This is a genomic window from Enterobacter cloacae complex sp. HYC042_NIDB, from assembly GCF_056673315.1.
On the sequence record NZ_CP109650.1, the window covers coordinates 4,505,115 to 4,530,334 of the forward strand.

Annotated in this window: 24 protein-coding genes; 7 read left to right on the plus strand and 17 right to left on the minus strand. The window is 56.7% G+C overall.

Going from position 1 to position 25,220, the window contains the following annotated elements:
* Nucleotides 1–19: 19 nt before the first annotated feature.
* Entirely contained in the window at nucleotides 20–2,107 is a 2,088-nt protein-coding gene (locus tag OKF39_RS21645) for a YccS/YhfK family putative transporter (RefSeq protein ID WP_045630318.1), read from the plus strand.
* Here the strand turns inward: OKF39_RS21645 and argD are convergent.
* The 4 genes from argD to ppiA form a co-directional block, all read right to left on the minus strand.
* Complete coding sequence (gene argD / locus OKF39_RS21650; protein WP_479983340.1) at nucleotides 2,104–3,324, minus strand: bifunctional acetylornithine/succinyldiaminopimelate transaminase; 1,221 nt, start codon at nucleotides 3,322–3,324, stop codon at nucleotides 2,104–2,106. The two genes, OKF39_RS21645 and argD, sit on opposite strands and share 4 nt — an antisense overlap.
* Nucleotides 3,325–3,410: 86 nt before the next feature.
* Nucleotides 3,411–3,974: an aminodeoxychorismate synthase component 2 gene (pabA, locus tag OKF39_RS21655; RefSeq protein WP_028014649.1), complete on the minus strand. Its 564-nt coding sequence runs from the start codon at nucleotides 3,972–3,974 to the stop codon at nucleotides 3,411–3,413.
* A 30-nt stretch (nucleotides 3,975–4,004) separates the two neighbouring features.
* Complete coding sequence (locus OKF39_RS21660) at nucleotides 4,005–4,589, minus strand: putative adenosine monophosphate-protein transferase Fic (RefSeq protein WP_028014650.1); 585 nt, start codon at nucleotides 4,587–4,589, stop codon at nucleotides 4,005–4,007.
* Nucleotides 4,590–4,696: 107 nt separating this feature from the next.
* Complete coding sequence (ppiA, locus tag OKF39_RS21665) at nucleotides 4,697–5,269, minus strand: peptidylprolyl isomerase A (protein WP_032644556.1); 573 nt, start codon at nucleotides 5,267–5,269, stop codon at nucleotides 4,697–4,699.
* Nucleotides 5,270–5,547: 278 nt separating this feature from the next.
* Between ppiA and tsgA the strand changes: the two genes are divergently transcribed.
* The 5 genes from tsgA (at nucleotide 5,548) to OKF39_RS21690 (ending at nucleotide 11,683) form a co-directional block, all read left to right on the plus strand.
* Nucleotides 5,548–6,732: an MFS transporter TsgA gene (gene tsgA, locus OKF39_RS21670; RefSeq protein ID WP_045259345.1), complete on the plus strand. Its 1,185-nt coding sequence runs from the start codon at nucleotides 5,548–5,550 to the stop codon at nucleotides 6,730–6,732.
* Between the two features lie 260 nt (nucleotides 6,733–6,992).
* Complete coding sequence (gene nirB, locus OKF39_RS21675) at nucleotides 6,993–9,536, plus strand: nitrite reductase large subunit NirB (RefSeq protein ID WP_028014653.1); 2,544 nt, start codon at nucleotides 6,993–6,995, stop codon at nucleotides 9,534–9,536.
* Nucleotides 9,533–9,859 carry a nitrite reductase small subunit NirD gene (nirD, locus tag OKF39_RS21680; protein ID WP_248215503.1) on the plus strand — a complete coding sequence of 109 codons (327 nt, stop codon included), beginning with the start codon at nucleotides 9,533–9,535 and terminating at the stop codon, nucleotides 9,857–9,859. The genes nirB and nirD overlap by 4 nt, the downstream gene beginning before the upstream one ends.
* Nucleotides 9,860–9,994: 135 nt before the next feature.
* Entirely contained in the window at nucleotides 9,995–11,368 is a 1,374-nt protein-coding gene (gene cysG, locus OKF39_RS21685) for a siroheme synthase CysG (RefSeq protein ID WP_028014655.1), read from the plus strand.
* Nucleotides 11,369–11,512: 144 nt separating this feature from the next.
* Nucleotides 11,513–11,683, plus strand: coding sequence for a YhfL family protein (locus OKF39_RS21690; protein ID WP_008503029.1), 171 nt, complete (start codon nucleotides 11,513–11,515; stop codon nucleotides 11,681–11,683).
* 71 nt (nucleotides 11,684–11,754) lie between these two features.
* Here the strand turns inward: OKF39_RS21690 and trpS are convergent, their stop codons facing one another.
* The 12 genes from trpS to OKF39_RS21750 all read right to left on the minus strand — a co-directional run bounded on the left by trpS (nucleotide 11,755) and on the right by OKF39_RS21750 (nucleotide 21,723).
* Complete coding sequence (gene trpS, locus OKF39_RS21695; protein ID WP_041911924.1) at nucleotides 11,755–12,759, minus strand: tryptophan--tRNA ligase; 1,005 nt, start codon at nucleotides 12,757–12,759, stop codon at nucleotides 11,755–11,757.
* The gene (gph, locus tag OKF39_RS21700) at nucleotides 12,752–13,513 is read right to left on the minus strand and encodes a phosphoglycolate phosphatase (protein ID WP_028014658.1); all 762 of its coding nucleotides are present in this window, start codon (nucleotides 13,511–13,513) and stop codon (nucleotides 12,752–12,754) included. The genes trpS and gph overlap by 8 nt, the downstream gene beginning before the upstream one ends.
* A complete protein-coding gene (gene rpe / locus OKF39_RS21705) occupies nucleotides 13,506–14,183 on the minus strand; it encodes a ribulose-phosphate 3-epimerase (RefSeq protein ID WP_023333698.1) in 678 nt (225 codons plus the stop codon). Before rpe ends, gph begins: the two co-directional genes overlap by 8 nt.
* A 41-nt stretch (nucleotides 14,184–14,224) precedes the next feature.
* On the minus strand, nucleotides 14,225–15,037 hold the full coding sequence (gene dam, locus OKF39_RS21710) for an adenine-specific DNA-methyltransferase (protein WP_028014659.1): 813 nt from the start codon (nucleotides 15,035–15,037) through the stop codon (nucleotides 14,225–14,227).
* 67 nt (nucleotides 15,038–15,104) lie between these two features.
* Entirely contained in the window at nucleotides 15,105–16,406 is a 1,302-nt protein-coding gene (damX, locus tag OKF39_RS21715; protein ID WP_041911922.1) for a cell division protein DamX, read from the minus strand.
* A 92-nt stretch (nucleotides 16,407–16,498) separates the two neighbouring features.
* Nucleotides 16,499–17,587: a 3-dehydroquinate synthase gene (aroB, locus tag OKF39_RS21720; RefSeq protein WP_041911921.1), complete on the minus strand. Its 1,089-nt coding sequence runs from the start codon at nucleotides 17,585–17,587 to the stop codon at nucleotides 16,499–16,501.
* 57 nt (nucleotides 17,588–17,644) lie between these two features.
* A complete protein-coding gene (aroK, locus tag OKF39_RS21725; protein WP_003861630.1) occupies nucleotides 17,645–18,166 on the minus strand; it encodes a shikimate kinase AroK in 522 nt (173 codons plus the stop codon).
* A 286-nt stretch (nucleotides 18,167–18,452) separates the two neighbouring features.
* Nucleotides 18,453–19,691, minus strand: a complete 1,239-nt coding sequence (gene hofQ / locus OKF39_RS21730; RefSeq protein ID WP_048998972.1) for a DNA uptake porin HofQ — start codon at nucleotides 19,689–19,691, stop codon at nucleotides 18,453–18,455.
* Nucleotides 19,603–20,007: a HofP DNA utilization family protein gene (locus tag OKF39_RS21735; RefSeq protein ID WP_199887122.1), complete on the minus strand. Its 405-nt coding sequence runs from the start codon at nucleotides 20,005–20,007 to the stop codon at nucleotides 19,603–19,605. The genes hofQ and OKF39_RS21735 overlap by 89 nt, the downstream gene beginning before the upstream one ends.
* A complete protein-coding gene (locus OKF39_RS21740) occupies nucleotides 19,997–20,452 on the minus strand; it encodes a HofO family protein (protein WP_479983341.1) in 456 nt (151 codons plus the stop codon). The genes OKF39_RS21735 and OKF39_RS21740 overlap by 11 nt, the downstream gene beginning before the upstream one ends.
* A gap of 3 nt (nucleotides 20,453–20,455) precedes the next feature.
* Entirely contained in the window at nucleotides 20,456–20,950 is a 495-nt protein-coding gene (locus OKF39_RS21745) for a PilN domain-containing protein (protein WP_479983342.1), read from the minus strand.
* Nucleotides 20,947–21,723 carry a type IV pilus biogenesis protein PilM gene (locus tag OKF39_RS21750; protein WP_088205102.1) on the minus strand — a complete coding sequence of 259 codons (777 nt, stop codon included), beginning with the start codon at nucleotides 21,721–21,723 and terminating at the stop codon, nucleotides 20,947–20,949. The genes OKF39_RS21745 and OKF39_RS21750 overlap by 4 nt, the downstream gene beginning before the upstream one ends.
* Nucleotides 21,724–21,843: 120 nt before the next feature.
* On the opposite strand from OKF39_RS21750, the gene mrcA reads away from it, so the two are divergent.
* On the plus strand, nucleotides 21,844–24,396 hold the full coding sequence (mrcA, locus tag OKF39_RS21755; protein WP_028014665.1) for a peptidoglycan glycosyltransferase/peptidoglycan DD-transpeptidase MrcA: 2,553 nt from the start codon (nucleotides 21,844–21,846) through the stop codon (nucleotides 24,394–24,396).
* Nucleotides 24,397–24,475: 79 nt separating this feature from the next.
* Here the strand turns inward: mrcA and nudE are convergent, their stop codons facing one another.
* On the minus strand, nucleotides 24,476–25,036 hold the full coding sequence (gene nudE, locus OKF39_RS21760; protein WP_028014666.1) for an ADP compounds hydrolase NudE: 561 nt from the start codon (nucleotides 25,034–25,036) through the stop codon (nucleotides 24,476–24,478).
* Nucleotides 25,037–25,220: the final 184 nt, after the last annotated feature.

The window sequence follows — 25,220 nt, forward strand, 5'->3', positions numbered from 1 at the left end:
GTTTTTGTCTCTATTCCCCATGTGGCGCAGGCTGATCTATCACCCGGAAGTTAACTACGCACTACGACAAACGCTGGTGCTGTGTCTTCCCGTGGCCGTGGGCCTGATCCTGGGACATCTTCAGCAGGGCCTGCTGTTTTCTCTCGTCCCCGCCTGCTGCAACATTGCCGGTCTGGACACGCCCCATAAACGCTTTTTCAAACGTCTGATAATTGGCGGCTCGCTGTTTGCTGGCTGTAGCCTCGCGGTGCAGCTTCTGCTGGCTCGCGATATTCCCCTGCCGCTGATCCTGACCGTGCTGGCGATGACCCTCGGCGTCACCGCCGAAATCAGCTCGCTCCATGCCCGGCTGCTTCCCGCGTCACTCATTGCGGCCATCTTCACCCTGAGCCTCGCCGGTAATATGCCCGTGTGGGAGCCGCTGCTGATCTACGCCCTCGGCACGCTGTGGTACGGGCTGTTTAACTGGTTCTGGTTCTGGCTGTGGCGGGAGCAGCCGCTGCGCGAATCTCTGAGCCTGCTCTACGTGCAGCTTGCGGATTACTGTGAAGCCAAATACACCCTGCTCACCCAGCATACGGATCCGGAAAAATCCTTACCGCCATTGCTGACGCGCCAGCAAAAGGTGGTAGACCTGATAAGCCAGTGCTATCAGCAGCTGCATATGCTCGCCGCCAACAAGAACCACGAATATAAACGGCTGTTGCGCACCTTCCAGGTGGGGCTGGATCTTCAGGAGCATATCTCCGTTAGCCTTCACCACCCGCAGGAGGTGCAAAAGCTGGTTGAGCGCAGCCATGCCGAAGCGGTGATCCGCTGGAACGCACAAACCGTCTCCGCGCGCCTGCGGGTGCTGGCCGATGATATTCTCTACCACCGCTACCCCACGCGCTTTAACATGGACAAACAGCTCGGCGCGCTGGAGAAAATCGCCCGTCAGCACCCGGATAACCCGGTCGGCCAGTTTGCCGCCTGGCACTTCAGCCGCATCGCCCGCGTGCTGCGCACCCAGCGCCCGCTTTATTCCCGTGACCTGATGGCGGATAAACAGAAACGTCTGCCGCTGCTGCCGGCGCTGAGAAGCTACCTGTCTCTGAAATCTTCCGCTCTGCGCAACGCTGCAAGGATTAGCGTCATGCTCAGTATCGCCAGCCTGATGGGCATGGCGCTCCACCTGCCGAAACCGTACTGGATCTTAATGACCGTGCTGTTTGTTACCCAGAACGGCTATGGCGCCACGCGGGTGCGCATTCTGCACCGGGCAGGCGGCACGATGGCGGGGCTGATTATTGCGGGCGTGACGCTGCATTTTCACGTGCCCGAGGGCTATACCCTGGCGGGCATGCTGGCGATCACCCTGGTAAGCTATCTAATCATTCGCAAAAACTACGGCTGGGCGATGGTGGGCTTTACGGTGACGGCGGTATATACCCTTCAGCTGCTGACGCTTAACGGCGAACAGTTTATTGTCGCCAGGCTGATTGATACCCTGATCGGCTGCCTGATTGCCTTTGGCGGCATGGTCTGGCTGTGGCCGCAGTGGCAGAGCGGGCTGCTGAGGCAGAACGCCCACGACGCGCTGGAGGCTGATCAGCAGGCCATTCGTCTGATCCTGAGCGACGATCCGCAGCCCTCCCCGCTGGCGTATCAGCGGATGAAGGTCAACCAGGCGCACAACGCCCTGTTTAACTCGCTCAACCAGGCGATGCAGGAGCCGGGCTTTAACTCACACTATCTTGCCGATATGAAGCTGTGGGTCACGCACAGCCAGTTTATCGTCGAGCACATTAACGCCATGACCACGCTGGCGCGCGAACACACGATGCTGACGCCGGATCTGGCGCAGCGCTATTTGCAGTCCTGTGAAATTGCCCTGCAGCGGTGTCAGCAGCGTCTGGAGTATGACGCGCCGGGCGAGTCGGGGGATTCGAACATTCTGGAGGCACCGGAGACGCTGACCCACGGGCCGATGAGCACCCTGGAGCAGCATTTGCAGCGCGTACTGGGACATCTGAACACCATGCACACCATTTCGTCGGTGGCATGGCGTCAGCGCCCGCATCACGGCATTTGGTTAACGCGGCGGTTAAAGCGAACCGAGTATTAGCCTTTTACGATCTTCTCGACCGCCGCGGCAAAGCGGGTTAACCCGTCGTCAATATCTTTCTCTTCCACTACCAGCGACGGCGCAAAACGCATCACGTCCGGCCCGGCGTTGAGCACCATCACCCCTTCGCGAGCGGCGGCATGCAGGAAATCGCGCGCGCGGCCTTTGTACTGCGGCTTAAGTTCCGCACCAATCAGCAGCCCCATGCCGCGGATCTCGCTGAAGACGTCGTACTTATTGTTAATCTGCTGGAGATGCTGCACAAACAGCTCGCGTTTCGCGCTAACGCCGTTTAGCACCTCAGGGGTGTTGATGATGTCGAACGCGGCACCCGCCACGGCGCTCGCCAGCGGGTTACCGCCGTAGGTCGAGCCGTGAGACCCGACGTGGAACGCAGAGGCAATCTCCTGCGTCGTCAGTACCGCACTCACCGGAAAACCGCCGCCGAGCGCTTTCGCGCTGGTCAGAATATCCGGCGTCACGCCGTAGTGCATGTAGGCAAACAGCTCTCCGGTACGCCCCATCCCGGACTGCACTTCATCAAGCACCAGTAGCGCCTGATGTTCGTCGCACAGTTCGCGCAGCCCTTTCAGGAATTCCGGGGTTGCCGCGGTCACGCCGCCTTCGCCCTGAATCGGCTCCACCACCACCGCGCAGGTGTGGTCGTCCATCACCGCTTTCACCGCGTGCAGATCGTTAAACGGCACGTGGATAATGTCGGCTGGTTTCGGACCGAAGCCGTCGGAATACTTCGGCTGGCCGCCAACGGAGACGGTAAAGAAAGAGCGTCCGTGGAAGGCGTTATGGAAGGCGATGATTTTAGTTTTGTACGGGCTGTGGCGCGTGGTGGCGTAGTAACGCGCCAGCTTAAAGGCGGTTTCGTTGGCTTCGGTGCCGGAGTTCATAAACAGCACGCGCTCGGCAAAGGTCGCATCAATGATCTTACGGCCCAGTCGCAGCGCAGGTTCGTTGGTGAACACGTTGCTGGTGTGCCACAGGGTTTCGCCCTGGGTTTTCAGCGCGTCCACCAGCGCAGGATGGCAGTGGCCCAGCGCCGTGACCGCAATACCGCCCGCGAAATCCACATACTCCTTGCCCTGCTGATCCCAGACGCGGCTGCCTTTCCCCTTCACCGGGATAAACTCAGCCGGTGCATAAATCGGCAGAATCACTTCATCGAATGTCGCGCGGGTAATTGCTGGTTGTTCAGTTGCCATGTCATGCCCATCCATTTTATGTCACATTCATTGTGAAAATATAATCACAAAATATGCATAAAAACTCACAACAAGGCAACAGATATTCAGCGATTGAGGAAATTTGCCAGCAGAGCGTGCCCCTGCTCGCTGAGGATACTTTCAGGGTGGAACTGCACGCCTTCGAGATCCCACTCGCGGTGGCGAATCCCCATGATCTCCTGCGTATCGCTCCAGGCGGTCACGTCGAAGCAGTCGGGCAGCGTCGGTGGGTCAATCACCAGCGAATGGTAGCGCGTCACGGTTAGCGGGTTATTGAGCCCTGTGAATACGCCCGTGCCGGTGTGGGTGACCGGCGAGGTTTTGCCGTGCATCACTTTCGCGGCACGCACGATGGTAGCCCCAAATGCCTGGGCAATCGCCTGATGACCGAGACAGACACCCAGGATCGGCAGCCTGCCGGCATAGTGGTGAATAACCTCCAGAGAAATGCCCGATTCCGACGGCGTACACGGTCCCGGCGAAATGACGATTTTCTGCGGAGCCAGCGTCTCAATATCAGACAGGCTGAGTTCGTCGTTGCGGCGGACAACCACCTCTGCACCCAGTTCACAAAAATACTGGTAAAGGTTCCAGGTGAAGGAATCGTAGTTATCAATCAGCAGAATCATGGCGGCTCCCGAAAAAAATGCCGCCCTATTCTACTCAGATTCCCGCGCTTCGCTCACTACTTTGGCAAAGATAGCGCTCAGCGCGGTCAAATCGCCCGTGGCACCGCTTCGGTTCGCCGCCACCCACTGCTCGGGATCAATATCCCGCCAGTCCAGCGCGTAATTCGCGTGGATGGCCAGCTGCTCAAAGAAGACGCGCTGAGCAATGCCATTACCGCGCATAAAGGGATGCAGCATATTGATTTCACAGTAGTAATGGCTCACTTTTTCAACAAACGCCGCTTTTTCAAGACCCACAAGATACTTATCACTTTCCAGCGCCGCCATCAGTTCGTTACCCATCGTCTCGATGTACTCAAAATGGCAGAAGGGAATGTCACCCTTAAAAATATCGTCGGTACGGAATTCGCCTGCCTGCTTCATCTCTCTGTGATACAGATGGCGATGAATGAGGCACAGATGCGGTAGCCCGGGCGCCGAAGGCCCAAGCTCCAGCGTCTCAATGCCGGGCTCTGAAGGACCATTACCTTTTTCAAGGAGACAACTGGCCTGAAAATTGACGTTACGCTGTTGCTCCCAGAGACGGGATTTTTGCTTATCGGTGAGTTTTTTCACTTAACGCCTCCCTGAATAGTCCGTTTGCCACAAGTATAAGCAGCAAAACGCGCTTTCGCAGGGAGGGCTGAAAGACACGGGCAGGATATGCCCGTGTGGGAGAACGATTACGGCAGCACTTTCGCGGAGAGAATCACCACTGGCTTAGACGGCACATTCTGGTATGGACCGACATCGTGGGTCTGAACCTGAGAGATTTTGTCCGCCACGTCCATCCCTTTCACAATTTTACCGAAGACCGCATAGCCGAAGTCGCGCTGGCCGTGGTCGAGGAAAGCGTTATCCGCCACGTTGAGGAAGAACTGGCTGGTGGCGCTGTCTTTATCCGCCGTGCGCGCCATGGAGATGGTGCCGCGCTTGTTCAGCAGGCCGTTGTCCGCTTCGTTTTTGATGGGTGGGTTAGGCTGTTTCTGCTGCATCTGCTCGTTGAAGCCGCCGCCCTGAATCATGAAGCCAGGGATCACGCGGTGGAAGGTGGTGTTGTTATAGAAACCACTGTTCACATAGTCGAGGAAGTTTTTCACAGAAACCGGAGCTTTCTGGCTATTCAGTTCCAGCTCAATGTTCCCGGCAGAGGTGGTCAGCAGAACGTGAGGGTCCCCTTTGGCTGCCAGCGCAGCAGGGGAAACGGCAGAAAGAGCAAACACAGCTGCGACAGCCGCCAGTGTTGATTTGAGCATGAGAATTCCTTAACAAAGCGCAGTATAAAAAGCGAATGGCTTGATTCTAAAGAGCAGTATGAACCGAGACCAGCCTTTTACCTAATTTTACGAAATTGAAACAATTATTACTGCGCAAACGATTGGTTATACCGCCATTTAGTGTGATTTAGATCACACTAAAACCTGCAATGGCATATTCATTTCCCTTAAAAGATAGGAATAGATCACTTTAGCGACTAAAATCTGCCCGCTCTCAGCGCCCTACCGGCGCTTTTCTTTTTATGAACAGGCCAGACATGACTAACAGCAATCGCATCAAGCTCACATGGATAAGCTTCTTCTCCTACGCCCTGACCGGCGCGTTGGTGATCGTCACCGGGATGGTGATGGGAAATATCGCAGACTACTTCCAGCTGCCCGTTTCCAGCATGAGTAACACCTTCACCTTCCTCAACGCGGGGATCCTGATCTCAATTTTCCTGAATGCCTGGCTGATGGAAATCGTCCCGCTGAAAACCCAGCTGCGCTTCGGCTTCGTGCTGATGGTTGCCGCCGTGGCGGGCCTGATGTTGAGCCACAGCATCGCCCTGTTCTCCGCCGCCATGTTCGTGCTGGGCCTTGTCAGCGGGATCACGATGTCGATCGGTACGTTCCTTATTACGCACATGTATGAAGGCCGCCAGCGCGGCGCGCGCCTGCTGTTTACCGACTCCTTCTTCAGCATGGCCGGGATGATTTTCCCGATGGTCGCCGCGTATCTGCTCGCGCGCAGCATTGAATGGTACTGGGTATACGCCTGTATCGGTCTGGTCTATGTCGCGATCTTCATTCTGACCTTCGGCTGTGACTTCCCGGTGCTGGGCAAAAAAGCGCAGACCACCTCAGAGCCGGTGGCGAAGGAAAAATGGGGTATCGGCGTGCTGTTCCTCTCCATTGCCGCCCTGTGCTACATCCTCGGTCAGTTGGGCTTTATTTCGTGGGTACCTGAATACGCTAAAGGTCTGGGCATGAGCCTGAACGACGCGGGCAAACTGGTGAGCGATTTCTGGATGTCTTACATGTTCGGCATGTGGGCCTTTAGCTTCATCCTGCGCTTCTTCGACCTGCAACGTATTCTGACCGTCCTGGCGGGTCTGGCGACCGTGCTGATGTATCTGTTCATCAACGGTGCCCCGGAGCATATGCCATGGTTCATCCTGACCCTGGGCTTCTTCTCCAGCGCGATTTACACCTCAATCATCACCCTGGGCTCCCTGCAGACCAAAGTAGCTTCACCAAAGCTGGTGAACTTCGTGCTGACCTGCGGCACCATCGGCACCATGCTGACCTTCGTGGTCACGGGCCCGATTGTGGCGCACAGCGGCCCGCTGGCCGCGCTGCACACCGCTAACGGTCTGTATGCCGTGGTGTTTATCATGTGTTTCATTCTGGGCTTCGTGACCCGTCACCGCCAGCACAATACGGCAACGGCTACCCACTAATCGTCAAAACCCCTTTGCGTTCTGCAAAGGGGTTTTACCCTGCTTACCCGCTCTGACTGCCGATTCGTAAAAAACCCCGTCAAATTTGTGCGAAAAACAAGCAAGCACAAAAATCAAACAATATCCGTTACTTATAAAAAACCTGACAAATCATAGATATACCCACTAAGGGGTAGGTGAAGGCGTATTTGATTTGCATCAATAAGTGCCCCTGCTGAATCGTTAAGGTAGGCAGTAATAGAAAAGAAATCGAGGCAAAAATGAGCAAAGTCAGACTCGCTATCATCGGTAACGGCATGGTCGGCCACCGCTTTATTGAGGATCTTCTCGATAAAGCCGATGCTGACCAGTTCGATATTACCGTGTTCTGTGAAGAACCCCGCAAGGCGTACGACCGTGTGCACTTGTCTTCCTACTTCTCTCACCATACCGCCGAAGAGCTCTCTCTGGTGCGCGAAGGGTTCTACGAGAAGCATGGCGTAAAAGTGCTGGTGGGCGAACGCGCTATCACCATCAACCGTCAGGAGAAAGTGATCCACTCCAGCGCCGGGCGTACGGTTTTTTACGATAAGCTGATCATGGCGACTGGCTCGTATCCGTGGATCCCGCCGATTAAAGGGTCGGAAACCCAGGATTGCTTCGTTTACCGTACCATTGAAGACCTCAACGCCATTGAATCCTGCGCACGTCGAAGCAAACGCGGTGCGGTTGTTGGCGGTGGCCTGCTGGGCCTGGAAGCGGCAGGCGCGCTGAAAAACCTCGGCGTTGAAACCCACGTTATCGAATTTGCCCCGATGCTGATGGCGGAACAGCTGGACCACATGGGCGGCGACCAGCTGCGTCGTAAAATCGAAAGCATGGGTGTGAAGGTTCACACCAGCAAGAACACCAAAGAGATCGTGCAGGAAGGCACAGAGGCGCGTAAAACCATGCGCTTTGCCGACGGCAGCGAGCTGGAAGTGGACTTCATCGTCTTCTCCACCGGTATTCGTCCGCGCGACAAGCTCGCCACGCAGTGCGGCCTGGCCGTAGCCCAGCGCGGCGGGATCATGATTAACGATACCTGCCAGACCTCCGATCCGGATATCTACGCCATTGGCGAGTGCGCCAGCTGGAATAACCGGGTATACGGTCTGGTGGCACCAGGATACAAAATGGCGCAGGTCGCCGTGGACCATATCCTCGGCAGCGAAAACGCCTTCACCGGCGCAGACATGAGCGCCAAGCTGAAGCTGCTGGGCGTAGACGTAGGCGGTATCGGCGATGCGCATGGCCGCACCCCGAATTCCCGCAGCTACGTCTATCTGGACGAAAGCAAAGAGGTCTACAAACGCCTTATCGTCAGCCAGGACAACAAAACCCTGCTCGGTGCAGTGCTGGTGGGCGATACCAGCGACTTCGGTAACCTGCTCCAGCTGGTGCTGAACGCCATTGAGCTGCCGGAAAACCCGGACGCGCTGATCCTGCCGGCGCACGCCTCCAGCGGTAAACCATCTATCGGCGTAGATAAACTGCCGGACAGCGCGCAGATTTGCTCCTGCTTCGACGTCACCAAAGGCATGCTGATCTCCGCCATCAACAAAGGCTGCCACACCGTTGCGGCGCTGAAGGCCGAAACCAAAGCCGGTACCGGCTGCGGCGGCTGTATTCCACTGGTGACTCAGGTGCTGAACGCTGAACTGGCGAAACAGGGCATCGAAGTGAACAACAACCTGTGCGAGCACTTCGCCTACTCTCGCCAGGAGCTGTACCATCTGATCCGCGTGGAAGGCATCAAGTCCTTCGACGAACTGCTGGAGAAACACGGCCAGGGTTACGGCTGTGAAGTATGTAAACCGACCGTTGGCTCCCTGCTGGCGTCCTGCTGGAATGAGTACGTGCTCAAACCAGAACACACGCCGCTGCAGGACACCAACGATAACTTCCTGGCGAACATCCAGAAAGACGGTACTTACTCCGTCATTCCGCGTTCCGCCGGTGGCGAAATCACCCCGGAAGGGCTGGTCGCCGTGGGCCGTATCGCCCGTGAGTTTAATCTGTACACCAAAATCACCGGTTCCCAGCGTATCGGCCTGTTTGGCGCGCAGAAGGATGACCTGCCGGAAATCTGGCGTCAGTTGATTGAAGCGGGCTTCGAAACCGGTCACGCGTATGCCAAAGCGCTGCGTATGGCGAAAACCTGCGTGGGCAGCACCTGGTGCCGCTACGGCGTGGGCGACAGCGTGGGATTCGGCGTCGAGCTGGAAAACCGCTACAAAGGCATCCGTACCCCGCACAAAATGAAGTTCGGCGTCTCCGGCTGTACCCGTGAATGTGCGGAAGCGCAGGGTAAAGACGTAGGGATCATCGCCACCGAGAAAGGCTGGAACCTGTACGTGTGCGGCAATGGCGGGATGAAACCACGCCACGCCGACCTGCTGGCGGCGGATCTCGATCGCGACACGCTGATCCAGTATCTCGACCGCTTCATGATGTTCTACATCCGTACCGCCGATAAGCTGACCCGTACCGCTTCCTGGCTGGATAATCTCGAAGGCGGTATCGACTACCTGAAGTCGGTCATCATTGATGACAAGCTGGGTCTGAACGAACAGCTGGAATCCGAGATGGCTCGCCTGCGCGAGGCGGTGATCTGCGAGTGGACCGAAACCGTCAACACCCCGGCGGCGCAGACGCGCTTCAAACACTTTATCAACAGCACCCAGCGCGACCCGAACGTGCAGGTAGTGCCGGAGCGCGAACAGCATCGTCCTGCAACCCCGTATGAACGCATTCCGGTGATGCTGGTGGAGGAAAACGCATGAGCCAGTGGGTAAACATCTGCAACATTAACGACATTCTGCCAGCAACCGGCGTCTGTGCTTTGCTGGGTAACGAGCAGGTAGCTATTTTCCGCCCTCGCCACGATGAACAGGTCTTTGCCATCAGCAATATCGATCCGTTCTTTGAGGCCAGCGTGCTCTCCCGCGGTCTGATTGCTGAACACCAGAGTGAGCTGTGGGTCGCCAGCCCGCTGAAAAAGCAGCGTTTCCGCTTAACCGACGGGCACTGCATGGAAGATGAAAGCTTCTCGGTGAAGCACTACGACGCCCGCGTGAAGGACGGCAAGGTGCAGCTCAAAGCGTAACCCTCCGCCTTTCCAATAGGAAAGGCTTATGACCCCTTATGGGTAACGGCAGGAAAAACCGTATGTTCTGTACGATTCCTGCTGTTATCCTGACGTCAATTCTTACCCCCTCCTTGAATGCTGTGAGGTAACGTCGTGGACCACCTGCCGATTTTCTGTCAATTACGCCATCGCGACTGCCTGCTTGTGGGCGGCGGCGATGTGGCTGAACGCAAAGCGCGCCTGTTGCTGGATGCTGGAGCCCGACTGACCGTCAATGCCCTCACCTTCGCTCCGCAGTTTGACGTCTGGGCGCAGGAAGGGATGCTCACGCTGGTGCAGGGAGAGTTTGATGAGTCCCTGCTGGATACCTGCTGGCTGACCATTGCCGCGACGGATGACGATGAAGTGAACCAGCGCGTCAGCGACGCCTGCGAAGCGCGCCGGATCTTCTGCAACGTGGTGGATGCGCCGAAAGAGGCCAGCTTTATCATGCCGTCGATTATCGACCGTTCACCGCTGATGATCGCGGTGTCTTCCGGCGGCCGCTCGCCCGTACTTGCCCGCCTGCTGCGGGAAAAACTGGAAGCTATTTTGCCGCAGCATCTCGGCCAGATAGCCCACTACGCCGGGCAACTTCGCTCCCGCGTGAAGCAAACCTTCTCAACCGTGGGTGAGCGTCGTCGCTTCTGGGAGAAATTTTTCGTTAACGACAGGCTGGCGCAGTCGCTGGCGAATCAGGACGCGAAAGCGGTTGAAGAGACGACCGAGCAGCTGCTGAGCGAGCCGCTGGATCACCGTGGTGAAGTGGTGCTGGTCGGGGCTGGTCCGGGAGATGCGGGTTTACTGACCCTGAAAGGGCTCCAGCAGATCCAGCAGGCGGATATCGTGGTGTATGACCGCCTGGTCTCCGATGACATCATGAACCTGGTGCGCCGCGACGCCGACCGCGTCTTCGTCGGTAAACGGGCAGGCTATCACTGCGTGCCGCAGGAGGAGATTAACCAGATCCTGCTGCGTGAAGCGCAAAAGGGAAAACGCGTGGTGCGCCTCAAGGGCGGCGATCCGTTTATCTTTGGCCGCGGCGGCGAGGAGCTGGAAACCCTGTGCAATGCAGGCATTCCGTTCTCCGTGGTGCCGGGCATAACGGCGGCATCCGGCTGTTCAGCCTACTCAGGCATTCCGTTGACACATCGCGACTACGCTCAAAGCGTGCGTCTGGTCACGGGCCACCTGAAAACCGGCAGCGAGCTGGACTGGCATAACCTGGCCGCTGAAAAGCAGACGCTGGTGTTCTACATGGGGCTGAACCAGGCCGCCACCATCCAGGCGAAACTGCTGGAACACGGCATGGAGGCTGATATGCCCGTTGCGCTGGTGGAAAACGGGACGTCAATCAAGCAGCGCGTGGTGAATGGCGCGCTGACGCAGCTCGGTGAGCTGGCGCAGCAGGTCGAAAGCCCGGCGCTGATTGTGGTGGGTCGCGTGGTTGAACTGCGCGATAAGCTGAACTGGTTCTCGAATCACTAACGCATATTCTCCCCCCTTCGAGTAGTCCTTAAGCGGACTACTCCCTTCATACCTCAGTCGATAACATACCGCTCGCATAGTGGAACTTTTCCATTTATTCCCTCGTGTTACATCCAATTTAAGATTTTTAGACAAGGAATGCGTATGTTCAAGCTGGCAAAAGCCGCCGTTCTGGTTGGCCTGTTATCGACTCTGACCGCCTGCACCGGTCACGTTCAAAATACTAAAAATAACTGCAGCTACGATTACCTGCTGCACCCGGCGATCTCCATTTCGAAGATCATCGGCGGTTGCGGCCCGGCGGCACAGCAGTAAGCGTTTTCCAGGCGTAAAAAAACCGGGGATTTCCCGGTTTTTTATTGAGTCCGTATTTGTCGGGTGGCGGCTTAAGGTTTCGCCACAAACCCAATCGCCTCGTACACCGCTTTCAGGGTTTCGGACGCGCGCGCGCTGGCTTTTTCTGCGCCCTCTTTCATCACCTTCTGCAGGAAGGCTTCGTCGTTACGGTAGCGGTTGTAGCGCTCCTGCAGCTCGGTCAGCATGCCGGAAACGGCCTCTGCCACTTCACCCTTCAGGTGGCCGTACATCTTGCCTTCGAAGTGTTTTTCCAGCTCGGGAATGCTCTGGCCGGTCACGCCGGAGAGAATGTCCAGCAGGTTGGAGACGCCCGCTTTGTTCTGCACGTCGTAGCGCACCACAGGCGGCTCGTCGGAGTCGGTGACCGCGCGCTTGAGCTTTTTCACCACCGATTTCGGATCTTCCAGCAGGCCGATAACGTTGTTGCGGTTATCGTCAGACTTGGACATCTTCTTGGTTGGCTCCAGCAGCGACATCACGCGCGCGCCGGATTTCGGAATAAACGGCTCTGGCACTTTGAATACGTCGCCGTAAAGCGCGTTAAAGCGCTGGGCGATATCACGGCTCAGCTCCAGGTGCTGCTTCTGGTCTTCACCCACCGGCACCTGGTTGGTCTGGTACAGCAGGATGTCGGCCGCCATCAGCACCGGATAGTCAAACAGACCGGCGTTGATGTTTTCAGAGTAACGGGCAGATTTATCCTTGAACTGGGTCATGCGGCTCAGCTCGCCGAAATAGGTATAGCAGTTCAGCGCCCAGCCCAGCTGCGCATGCTCCGGCACGTGAGACTGAACGAAAATGGTGCTCTTTTCAGGATCGATACCGCAGGCCAGATAGAGGGCCAGGGTGTCCAGGGTGGCTTTGCGCAGCTTCTCAGGATCCTGACGCGCGGTGATAGCGTGCAAATCTACGATGCAGTAAATGCAATGGTAGTCATCCTGCATGCTGACCCACTGACGCAACGCACCCATGTAGTTACCAATGGTCAATTCACCTGAAGGCTGTGCGCCACTAAAAACGATGGGCTTAGTCATTATTCAATTCCTGATGTTCACTGTGCGAAAGCCCGAGTGCGGGCAACAAATCTTTGAAGTGGTCGAACACAACATCCGGCTCACTCAGCGTAATGGCCTCACCGTAGTTGTAGCCATAGGTTAAACCGACGGAAGGACACCCCGCCGCTCGGGCAGCCAGAATATCATTACGCGAATCCCCGACAAAGAGCAGCTCCGCAGGCGTTAAGGATAATTTTCCTGCCACCAGCAACAGCGGCTCCGGATGCGGCTTTTTGTTCTGCACGTCATCCCCGCCTACAATCACGGAGAAATATTTCGCGATATTGAGCGCTTCCAGCAGCGGCGCAACAAACGGCGTCGGCTTGTTGGTCACCAGTCCCAGCGGGATGCCTTTCGCGTGCAGCGCGCTCAGGGTTTCCTGGACGTCCGGGAAAAGGAAGCTCCCCTCCTCGACGGTCTCTTCGTAGAAGCGATCGAACAGCTTGCGCAGAATACGCAGCTGCTCATCCTGAGGGATATCGGCGTGATCGACGCTTGGTTTCCCCTGCGCGGAACGCTGCGACGCGCGTTCCTGACGAGCCCACGTCAACGCGCGCTCCATCAGGACATCGGCACCGTTGCCAATCCACGTAATCACACGATCTTCGCCCGCAACGGGCAGTTCCAGTGCATACAGCGCCTGATCGACGGCGCTCGTTAAGCCCGGCGCGCTGTCCACCAGCGTGCCGTCGAGGTCGAATGCCACACCCCGAATTGCCTGCAATTTATCCATGACTTACCTTCGCCAGCTCGCGGCGCATTTCATCAATGACTTTTTTGTAATCCGGTTGGTCGAAAATTGCCGAACCTGCAACGAACATATCCGCGCCCGCTGCCGCAATTTCGCCAATATTATTCACTTTCACACCGCCGTCCACTTCCAGACGAATATCATAGCCAGACTCGTCAATGCGACGGCGCACTTCGCGCAGCTTATCCAGCGTGTGAGGGATGAACGACTGGCCGCCAAAGCCCGGGTTAACGGACATCAGCAAAATCACGTCCAGCTTGTCCATCACGTAATCGAGATAGCTCAACGGTGTTGCCGGGTTAAACACCAGCCCCGCCTTACAGCCGTTCTCTTTGATCAGCTGCAGCGTGCGGTCAACGTGCTCGGAGGCTTCCGGATGGAAAGTGATAATGCTGGCGCCCGCTGCGGCAAAGTCAGGCACGATGCGATCGACAGGCTTCACCATCAGGTGAACGTCGATCGGTGCGGTAATACCGTAGTTACGCAGGGCCTTGAGCACCATCGGACCGATGGTCAGATTGGGAACGTAGTGGTTATCCATAACGTCGAAATGGACGACATCTGCGCCAGCTGCGAGAGCTTCCGCCGTGTCTTCACCCAGGCGGGCAAAATCGGCCGACAGAATTGAGGGGGCAATCAAAAACTGTTTCATCCGCATCTCCTTGAAATATGTTTACCGGCGGGCAAAACGGCTCAGGGGCGATAAAGAGCCAGGAGTTCGTCCACCTTTTTACGTGTGCCGCCGTTGCTGCTAATGCTACGCCGCACCTTAACCTGAAAATGCTTCGCGGCTTTGTACCATTCGCGCGTATCAGGGGTATCGTGATTTGAAATTAACACCGGAATTCTTTTGCTGACCAGTTTTTCCGCCATCTCCGCCAGGCGGGCCTGTTCGGCCGGGCTGAAGCTATTGGTGTGGTAGGCGGTGAAGTTCGCCGTCGCAGACAGCGGCGCATAAGGCGGATCGCAGTAAACCACCGAGTTTACGCCTGCCAGTTCCATGCACTCTTCATAGGAGAGGCAGTGGAACTCTGCATTCTGCGCTTTCTTCGCAAAATGATACAGCTCGTCCTGCGGGAAGTACGGGCGCTTATAACGACCAAACGGCACGTTAAATTCGCCGCGCAGATTATATCGGCACAGGCCGTTGTAACCATGACGGTTGAGGTAAAGGAACAGCAGCGCGCGGCGGAACGGATCCTGGCTCTGATTAAATTCCGTGCGGAACTGATAGTAAACGTCAGGGCTGTTGTTCTCTGGCGTAAACAGCTTGCGCGCCTCTTCCACATACTCATCGGTACGCAGCTTAACGATGTTATAAAGGCTGATAAGGTCGCTGTTGATATCCGCCAGGATATAACGAGAAAAATCGGTGTTCAGGAACACCGATCCCGCACCCACGAAGGGCTCGATAAGACACTCGCCTTTTGGCAGGTGCTTTTTAATATCATCGAGCAGGGGGTATTTCCCCCCTGCCCATTTCAGAAAAGCGCGATTTTTTTTCATGCTGACTAACTGATTACACCTTCTCCGGCTGTGGAGAAAGCTCCGACAGCATCCTGCGCTTTAAACATTACTTCAGATCGGCCTGCACCTGATGAATCGGCTTCGCCCACGGGTTTTTCGCCTGAACGTCTGCTGGCAGTGTCGCCACGGCGCGCTTCGCTTCATCTTTAGAAGCATACACACCGCTCACCAGCACGTACCACGGCTGTCCGTTACGGGTCGTCTGATAAACCACGTAGTTTTTCAGATTCGATTTCTTCGCCCAGCCGTTGAGGTTGTCATAGTTAGACGAACTGCTCAACTGCAGCGTGTAGTTGCTGGACGGTGCAGATTTCAGCGAACCGACGTTGCCAGCTGTTTTACCTGCTGCAGCACTGGAAGCCGTCGCCGTTGCGGCAGGCGCAGCGGTGGCAGCAGGTGCCGTTGTGGTTGCCGTCGCTTTCGGCGCAGTCTGCGTGACTGGCGCTTTGGCCGGCTCGCTCACGGCAGCCGTTTCAGTGCGTTTCGGCTGTGCCGGTGCGGCTTTCACTTCAGGCGCTTTTACCACGGCCTGAGGCTTGGTTTCACGCTTCGGCTCAATGACCGCCTGCTTACGTTCAGGACGCGTCGCAGTTTGCGTCTGGCGCGGTTTAGTTTCCGTTGCTGCCGTCTGCGGCTGCGCGGTAGCACCGTGGATCGGCGCGACGGTTGCAGGTTCAGTTGGCAGCGTAGAGTTAACCACAACGTTATCAACCTGCTGCTGGTTTTGCGGCTGCATCAGCGCATTGTTCAGGTCTCCCTGAACTTCAACACGCTGCTGGCCTTCGGGCGTGACAGGTGCCTGGCCCTGAGCAGGCGTTGATGAAACGGGCGGCAGAGAAACATCCTGCGGCGTCGTTGTGTTGCTGGCAGTCTGCTCAGCGGAAGTGGTGCCCGGCGCTGGCTGTGCACCATTCGCCTGATCCGTCGCATCATTACCGGAGAGGTTGATGCTCTTCTCTGCGGAGGCGGTTTGTTCGGTTGAGTTGGTGGACGGTGCTTTCAGCGCAGAGCCAATGCCAACAATCAGCAGCACAAGCACCAGAACGCCAAGTCCCATCATGATGTACTGACGGGAGGCCGGTTTCTGCGCAGCGGCTTTTTTACGTTTACGCGGGCGACGCTCTACAGGCTGTTCGTCCATTGAATCTTCTTCGGACTCATAATCCTCTTCTTCTCGCTCATCACGCGCGTTGCGGCTGCGCGAAGGGCGACGATCGTCTGCATCCAGATCAACATCGTCAAAGTTGATCTGCGGCTCGTTATCACGTTCTGAAGATTGACGAGAACGACCAGTACGACGATCGCTGGGATCGGGTTTCAGCTCGTCTTCTGGTTTGAATTCATCCATTTAACACCCCACTCAAAGGCTTATGCCTACGTCTTTGCATTTCGCCTGAAGCTAAACGACCACCGATAACAGTGGCCTGACCTTTCTAGTTGTTACGCCTGCTGGCAATCAGCAATGGCGCCAAGAACGACATCGTGCGACACTCCGCCGCGCACTTCACTCTTCCCTATTGCAAGCGGGAGTACAAGACGCATCTCACCTGCCAATACTTTTTTATCGCGCATCATGTGGGGTAAATACGCCTGCGCCGACATCTCCTGCGGCCCGGTTACCGGCAAACCTGCACGTTCAAGTAGCGCAATGATACGTGCCGTCTCTTCCGGTTTAAACTGCCCAAGACGTTCAGAGGTGCGGGCTGCCATGACCATGCCAGCCGCGACGGCTTCACCGTGCAGCCAGTTGCCATAACCCATTTCGGCTTCAATGGCGTGGCCAAACGTATGCCCAAGATTCAGTAAAGCACGTAAGCCGGTTTCACGCTCGTCTGCCGCGACAACTTCTGCTTTTAGCTCACAACAACGACGAATGCAGTATGCCAGTTTCGCCTCATCCAGGCGCAGCAGCGCATCCATATTCTCTTCAAGCCAGTTAAAGAACTCGCCATCCAGAATAATGCCGTATTTGATCACTTCAGCCAGGCCAGAGGCCAGCTCGCGTTTCGGCAGGGTTTTCAGGCAGTCGAGATCCACCACCACCGACGCAGGCTGGTAGAACGCGCCAATCATGTTTTTGCCGAGGGGATGGTTGACTGCCGTTTTGCCACCGACAGAGGAGTCGACCTGAGACAGCAACGTGGTCGGGATTTGAATAAAACGGACGCCACGCTGATAGCTTGCGGCCGCAAAGCCGGTCAGATCGCCCACAACACCGCCGCCCAGGGCAAGCAGTGTTGTATCGCGACCGTGCGGTTTTTGCAGCAATGCGGTAAAGACGGTATCGAGTACCGTCAGGCTTTTATACTGCTCGCCATCGGGCAGAATCACACTGTCGACTTTTACGCCTGCCTGCTCAAGCAGGTGGCGCACTCGGTCGAGATAAAGCGGAGCCAGCGTCTCATTGGTGACCAGCATCGCCTGATCACCCGCTTTTAGTGGTAAAAAGGAAGCTGGGTCGTTAAACAAACCAGCCGCGATGGTGATAGGGTAACTACGTTCCCCGAGAGTAACTGTAATCCTCTCCATGACGCGACATCCACCTTTAATGCTTTTACCCGCAGGCGAGTGTATATAAAGCCAGAATCAGTTGCTTTCCAGCATATGAATAATCTGGTTTGCAACCACTTTAGCGCTCTGATCGTCAGTACGAATGGTCACATCGGCAATCTCTTCATACAGCGGATTGCGTTCGTCGGCCAACGCTTCCAGAACTTCGCGTGGTGGCGTTTCAACCTGCAGCAGCGGGCGCTTTTTATCGCGCTGCGTACGTGCCAGCTGTTTCTCAATGGTCGTCTCAAGATAGACCACTACGCCACGGGCGGAGAGACGGTTGCGGGTTTCGCGAGATTTCACAGAGCCGCCGCCTGTTGCCAGTACGATGCCCTGTTTTTCCGTGAGTTCGTTGATCACTTTTTCTTCTCGGTCACGGAAACCTTCTTCGCCTTCTACATCGAAAACCCAGCCCACATCAGCTCCGGTTCGTTTCTCAATCTCTTGATCAGAATCGTAAAATTCCATATTGAGTTGTTGAGCTAACTGACGCCCAATAGTGCTTTTGCCGGCACCCATAGGCCCAACCAGAAAGATATTGCGTTTCTCTGCCATTTTATCGGTACTACTAAGACTATTCGTTAATGGTAATCCCCGCTTCGCAGACACCCGGCGTAGCAGGACATGAACTGAAACCTCATATGCAATAGAGCGAGAGTCAGACTAAAAATTATCTCAATACTCCGGCTTGTTTGGCAACTGATTAAATCACCGCGCCGGACGCATAAGGTAATAAGACGTAAGTCCAACTCAAATCGGTACTCCTTGTATGCTAATTCATGCCCCACGTCAAACATCTGCAACAAACTGAATGCAAAATCATTGCGGGGATCGTTACCCGTTAGTGAATACCGACCAGACGTGGCGTAATAAACACCACTAACTCACGCCGCTCATTATCTTTTCCATCATGGCGAAAAAGGTGTCCCAACCAGGGGATGCTCCCAAGCCCGGGCACGCTGTCACTGCCGGTTTTGTTCTTTTGCGAGAAAATTCCCCCCAGCGCCAGCGTTTCTCCACTTTTTACCTCCACCTGGGTTTCTATCTCCTGTTTATCGATGGCAAGCGTTTCGCCATCGGCCTGCTGCAGCACCTGTCCCGGCATGTTTTCACTGATGTGTAGCTTCAGGCGCACGCGCCCACCGGGCAATACTACCGGCGTGACCTCCATTCCGAGTACCGCCTCTTTGAACTCCACCGAGGTCGCCCCGCTTTCACCGCTTGAAACCTGATACGGGATCTCACTCCCCTGCTTAATGCTGGCCGGTTGCATGTGCGAGGCCAGCAGCCGCGGGCTGGCAATGATATCGACCTGCTGTTTTTGCTCCAGCGCAGAGAGCTCCAGATCCAGCAGCCTGCCGTTAATTCGCCCGATATTAAACCCCGCATGCGTGGTAGCACTGGCCACGGAAAGATCGCTGCCAAGCGTCGTGAGCTGTCCAACCTTGCCCGCCTCAGTGGCCTCGGCAAGATTCCACTTCACCCCCAACTCCCGCAGGCTTTTTTCATTAATGGTGACAATGTGCGCTGCCAGTTCGACCTGCTCGACGGGAATATCCATCTGAGCCGCCCACTGCTGCAGCGCCTCCAGTACCACCTGGCTATCCCTGACCAGTAGACGGTTGGTGCGTTTGTCGACAGATAAACTCCCCTTTGGGCTCAGGAGCTTTTCAGCCGCTTTTTGCAGTTCTCCGGCATCCGCATAAGAAAATGGGATGCTGTGCGAGACCAGCGGAGCATCAAGCTGTCGACGCGCTCGCTCCTGCTCTAAACGTTCCCGCTGTTCACGCTGCCAGGCTGCGGTATGGACATAATAAATACCGCTCTCCTCTCGTAAAACGAGTCCGGCGCTGGTGACTACCGTCTGTAACGCCTGCCGCCAGGGAACGCGCGTCAGGTTAAGCGAGAGCGTGCCGCCGACATCCGGCGATACCACCAGATTACGGTTCTCCTGCGCAACCAGCGCCTGTAGCACCTGAACCACCGGCACGTCATCCACCACCAGCGTGACCGGCTTTGGCGCGACTGCCCACAGCGGGCGGCTGAACGCCAGCAGCAACAGCACTATCCTTAACTTCATTTTTATCCTTTCCTTCTCGTTGCCACGCCCATTCTTCGGGATCGCATGTGTCACCCACATCAACAACCAGTTCCGTTTCATTGATGGCCGTTATCTGCCAGCCCGCTGGGAAACGATCGTGCTCTTTCAGACGATGCCAGCGCCGTTGCCCATCCAGCAAAATACCAACGCGCTGCTGCCCTCCCACCATTCCGCGGTAGTGCCACTGTGCCAGTTCGGCTGTGGCGCAGGGGTCGTCCGGCGGGCGAAACGGATCGCGCATGCCGGTCAACAGCAGCGCCGAGCAAACCAGCAGGTATCTCGCGCTATTTCGCATATTCCAGCTCCAGCCTCAGGCGTAACGCCGTACTTTGTGGCTCAAGCGTAAAAGCAGCGACCCGCACATCCCGCTGCGCCAGCCGGGAAAAAAGAGGCGGGATCGCCTGCCACTCCGCCTCCAGCGCCAGTTCACCGCCGTTTTGCAACGGCTTCCAGTGAAGAAGCTTTGTGCCCTCTCCCTGAAAATCGAGCGGTGAAAAGGGCTTTATCTCCAGTGCCGTCCGGGTTTGCGGGCTAAACGGCACCTGACTGGCGGTGGGCCACAGCGACGCGTTAGTCCTGGCCGCCTGGCTCAACTGCTGCCGCTGATCCGCACACTGCCTCTCTGCTGGCCGGAGCAATACACCCCATGCTGTCAGGCCCATCAGGAGAATACACAGCCCCCCGCAGACCAGCCGACACCAGGGACGACTTTCACACCAGCGTTCTGGCAAGGTCTCCACGCATTACCCCTCGCTTTTCAGGTGCAGAGTGAACATCCAGCGCCCCTGGCTATCCTGCCGGAGTTCCCCCTCAGAACCGGGCGTAAAGCCGTCTATGTGCTCCAGCCCATTACGCAAGGCAGAAAGCGCCTGCAGGGTAGTGGCATATCCGATCAACATCAGAGCAGGAGGCTGATAACGCAGCTCTGTCAGCCATACCTGCGCAGGTATGGCCTCAGAAAGTGACTCCAGCACCGGTTGCCATGCGCGGTGCTGCGGCGTGCCCGCAGGGTTCTGCACCTCTGCGGTGGGTCGCTGGCGAGACACAAGACCACGCTGCACGGACTGCGTGCCCGCCAGCTGAGCCTGCAGCGCGCGCAGCGTTACCAGATGATTCATCCTTACGCTAAAAACGGTCACCAGCATGAGCAGCAATGCGCCGACAAATACGCCGCCCCAGAAACGCAGGCATCGCGCGCGCCGCTGCTGACGCCAGGGCAGGAAGTTGGTCACGTTCATTCAGGCACCTCGCTCATGGCCAGCGCCAGCGCGACGGTATAGTCAGCCCCGCATTCGGGAAGAGGCGCATGCCAGCGCTGCAGCGTTTCCCATGGGGTTCGTTCGGCATCAAAGAACGCGATGTCATTCTGGTTAAGGGCCAGCAGCGCCGCCAGCTCAGTGACGTTTTCTGCTTCAGTGGTATAACGACGCCCCCACTGATGGCGCATAGCCCACAGCCAGTGATGCGCATCCCGCCAGGCGACGCACTGCGTCGGCGCTAACGCAGGCAGCAGGTTCGCCAGCGCGCTGGCATCCGGGGTGATGGTCGCCAGCCGCAAACGTAGCGTTTTCGCCAGATCAAGAAGCGTTTCAACCTCTTTGTTTTGTGCAGCAGTCACGTGAAACGTATTGCTGAAGGTGTCCTGGGTGTAGTCGAAACAGAGGGACTCTGTCGACATCTCCAGTTCGCGCGAAAGCGCCGCCCCCATCCACGAGAGCTGCTCGCTGTCGCGCAATGCAAGAGCCGGTCGGGGCAACGTTTTTTGCAGAGTCCGTGCAGCAGGAAAGGAGAGAAATACCCGGTGGTAGTGCGGGAGCGCTTTTCGCCAGTCGCGTAAGGCATCGGCCAGCGCTTCTGGCTGACAAATTTTGCCGTCACGAATGATGCCTTCGGCCAGAGAAATGGCCCACCAGCGGCGTAAGCACCAGCCGCCTCTCTCCCGGACCAGTGCCGTAATCAGCACCTTATCCTGTTGAATATGAACGCCCGTTTGCCATGTTTTGAAAGCCATGCTTCACGATCTCCTTATCGCCCGTCGCCTTGACGGCTATATCAATGAATCAGGCTTGCCTTTATACTACCGCGCGATTGTTTAGAAACTGCCCAAGTGAAACCAAATGGGAAATCTCCGGTGAAGTTCGTAAAGTATTTATTCATCCTTGCAGTCTGTTGCATTCTGCTGGGAGCAGGCTCGATTTACGGTTTGTACAAATATATTGAGCCACAGCTACCTGATGTCGCCACGCTCCGCGATGTGCGTCTCCAGATCCCAATGCAGGTCTATAGCGCCGATGGCGAGCTGATGGCGCAGTATGGCGAGAAGCGTCGTATCCCGCTGACCTTAAACCAAATTCCCCCCGTGATGGTGAAAGCTTTTATCGCCACGGAGGACAGCCGTTTCTACGAGCACCACGGTGTCGATCCGGTCGGGATTTTCCGTGCCGCAAGCATTGCGTTGTTCTCCGGTCACGCCTCCCAGGGGGCGAGCACCATTACGCAACAGCTGGCGCGTAACTTCTTCCTCAGCCCTGAAAAGACGCTGACGCGTAAGATCAAAGAGGTGTTCCTGGCGATCCGTATTGAGCAACTGCTGAACAAGGACGAGATCCTTGAGCTGTACCTCAATAAAATCTACCTGGGCTACCGTGCCTATGGCGTGGGGGCAGCCGCGCAGGTGTACTTCGGTAAGCCTGTTGAACAGCTCACCCTAAGCGAAATGGCAACCATTGCCGGTCTGCCAAAAGCGCCGTCCACGTTTAACCCGCTTTACTCGCTCGATCGCGCTACCTCACGTCGTAATGTCGTCCTGTCACGTATGCTGAGCGAAGGCTATATCAGCCAGAGCGAGTACGACCAGGCGCGTAACGACGTCATTGACGCCAATTATCACGCCCCTGAGATCGCCTTCTCTGCCCCATATTTGACCGAAATGGTGCGCCAGGAGATGGTGAGTCGTTATGGCGACAAGGCCTATGAAGATGGCTATCGCGTGTACACCACCGTTACCCGTAAAGTGCAGCAGGCGGCTCAGGACGCGGTGCGCAATAACGTGATGGACTACGATATGCGTCACGGCTATCGCGGACCGTCGAACGTGCTCTGGAAAGTGGGCGAAAGCGCATGGGACAGCAAAAAAATCACCAGCACGCTGAAAGCGCTGCCAACCTATGGTCCGCTCCTTCCAGCCGTAGTGACGCAGGCCGATCCTCAGGAAGCCGTTGCGACGCTGGCGGACGGCACGTCCGTCTCCCTGCGCATGGACGGTATTCGCTGGGCGCGTCCATACCGTTCGGACACCCTGCAGGGGCCAACGCCGCGCAAGGTGACCGACGTGGTACAGGCCGGGCAGCAGATTTGGGTGCGCAAGTCAGGCGATGCCTGGTGGCTGGCGCAGGTACCGGATGTGAACTCGGCTCTGGTCTCCATCAACCCACAGAACGGGGCGGTAATGGCGCTGGTCGGCGGGTTCGATTTCAACCAGAGCAAATTTAACCGCGCCACGCAGGCGCTGCGTCAGGTGGGTTCCAACATCAAGCCGTTCCTCTACACGGCAGCGATGGATAAGGGACTGACCCTTGCCAGCATCCTAAACGACGTGCCGATCTCCCGCTGGGATGCCGGTGCCGGTTCCGACTGGCAGCCGAAGAACTCTCCTGCGGAGTATGCCGGTCCTATTCGTCTTCGCCAGGGTCTGGGGCAGTCGAAAAACGTGGTGATGGTGCGTGCCATGCGCGCGATGGGCGTCGACTATGCGGCAGAGTACCTGCAGCGCTTCGGCTTCCCGGCTCAGAACATCGTTCGCACCGAGTCGCTGGCGCTGGGCTCAGCCTCCTTTACGCCGCTTCAGGTCGCCCGCGGATACTCGGTGATGGCCAACGGCGGCTTCCTGGTTGACCCGTACTTCATCAGCAAAATCGAGAACGACCAGGGCGGCGTGCTGTTTGAAGCGAAGCCGAAAATTGCCTGCCCTGAGTGTGATATTCCGGTCATTTACGGCAATACGCCGAAATCCGAGGTGCTCGAAAACAAGGACATGGAAGACCCTGCCGTTTCTCAGGAGCAGCCAAATATCGTCTTGCCGCAGCCGCAACTGGAGCAGGCTAATCAGTCGCTGGTGGCGCAAACCGGCGCGCAGGAGTATGCCCCGCACGTGATCAACACGCCGCTGGCGTTCCTGATCAAGAGCGCGCTGAACACCAACATCTTCGGTGAACCCGGCTGGCAGGGTACCGGCTGGCGAGCAGGGCGCGATCTGCAGCGCCATGATATCGGCGGTAAAACCGGGACAACTAACAGCTCGAAGGATGCGTGGTTCTCCGGCTATGGGCCGGGCGTGGTGACGTCAGTCTGGATCGGTTTCGACGATCATCGCCGTGATTTAGGCCGTACCACGGCATCCGGCGCGATTAAAGATCAGATTTCCGGCTACGAAGGCGGTGCCAAAAGCGCGCAGCCGGCCTGGGATGCCTACATGAAATCCGTTCTTGAAGGCGTGCCGGAGCAGCCGCTGACGCCGCCACCGGGCGTGGTGACGGTCAATATTGACCGCAGCACCGGCCAGCTCGCTAACGGCGGTAATAGCCGTGCCGAGTATTTCATCGAAGGTACGCAGCCAACCACACAGGCGGTGCATGAGGTGGGTACAGAGATTATTGATAACGGCGAGACGCACGAGCTGTTTTAAGCATAAAAATGCCCGGTAAAAACCGGGCAAAGAATTGCAGGCCGGGTAAGGCGAAGCCGCCACTCGGCTTTTTTATGGCCTACAGCCGCCCTTGCCCCTTCAGCCACTCGCGAACCAGGAACAGCGCGCTCACGTTGCGAGCCTCGTTAAAGTCAGGGTCTTCAAGCAGATCCATCAGATGCGCCAGCGGCCAGCGAACCTGCGGCAGCGGCTCTGGTTCATCTCCCTCCAGCGATTCAGGATAGAGATCTTCAGCCACCACAATGTTCATTTTGCTGGAAAAATAGGACGGCGCCATGCTCAGCTTTTTCAGGAACGACAGTTCGTTCGCGCCAAAACCCACCTCTTCTTTCAGCTCGCGGTTTGCTGCTTCAAAGACCGTTTCACCCGGATCGATGAGCCCTTTCGAGAACCCAAGCTCGTAAGATTCCGTCCCCACGGCGTATTCGCGGATCAAAATCAGATGATCGTCGACGATAGGGACAATCATCACCGCTTCGCGCGAAGAGGGGCGCATACGCTCATAAACACGACGCACACCGTTGCTGAACTCCAGATCCACACTCTCGACGTTAAACAGGCGCGATTTGGCGACAGTTTCAACGTGCAGAATGGTGGGTTTTTGTAGTGGTTTGCTCATCTTGATGGGGTCTTAGCAGTGTGAACTGGCGTTATTGTGCGATATGCCGCACGGTTTCGGCAATGTCAATTGTTCTTTATTTACATTTATGCAACGCAGCAGGGATCAATCCTCAATTCAAAACAAATGTCAAGAGGTTGAAATGTTTCCAGGAATTTGCTGATATCGCGCCATGACAGGCTTT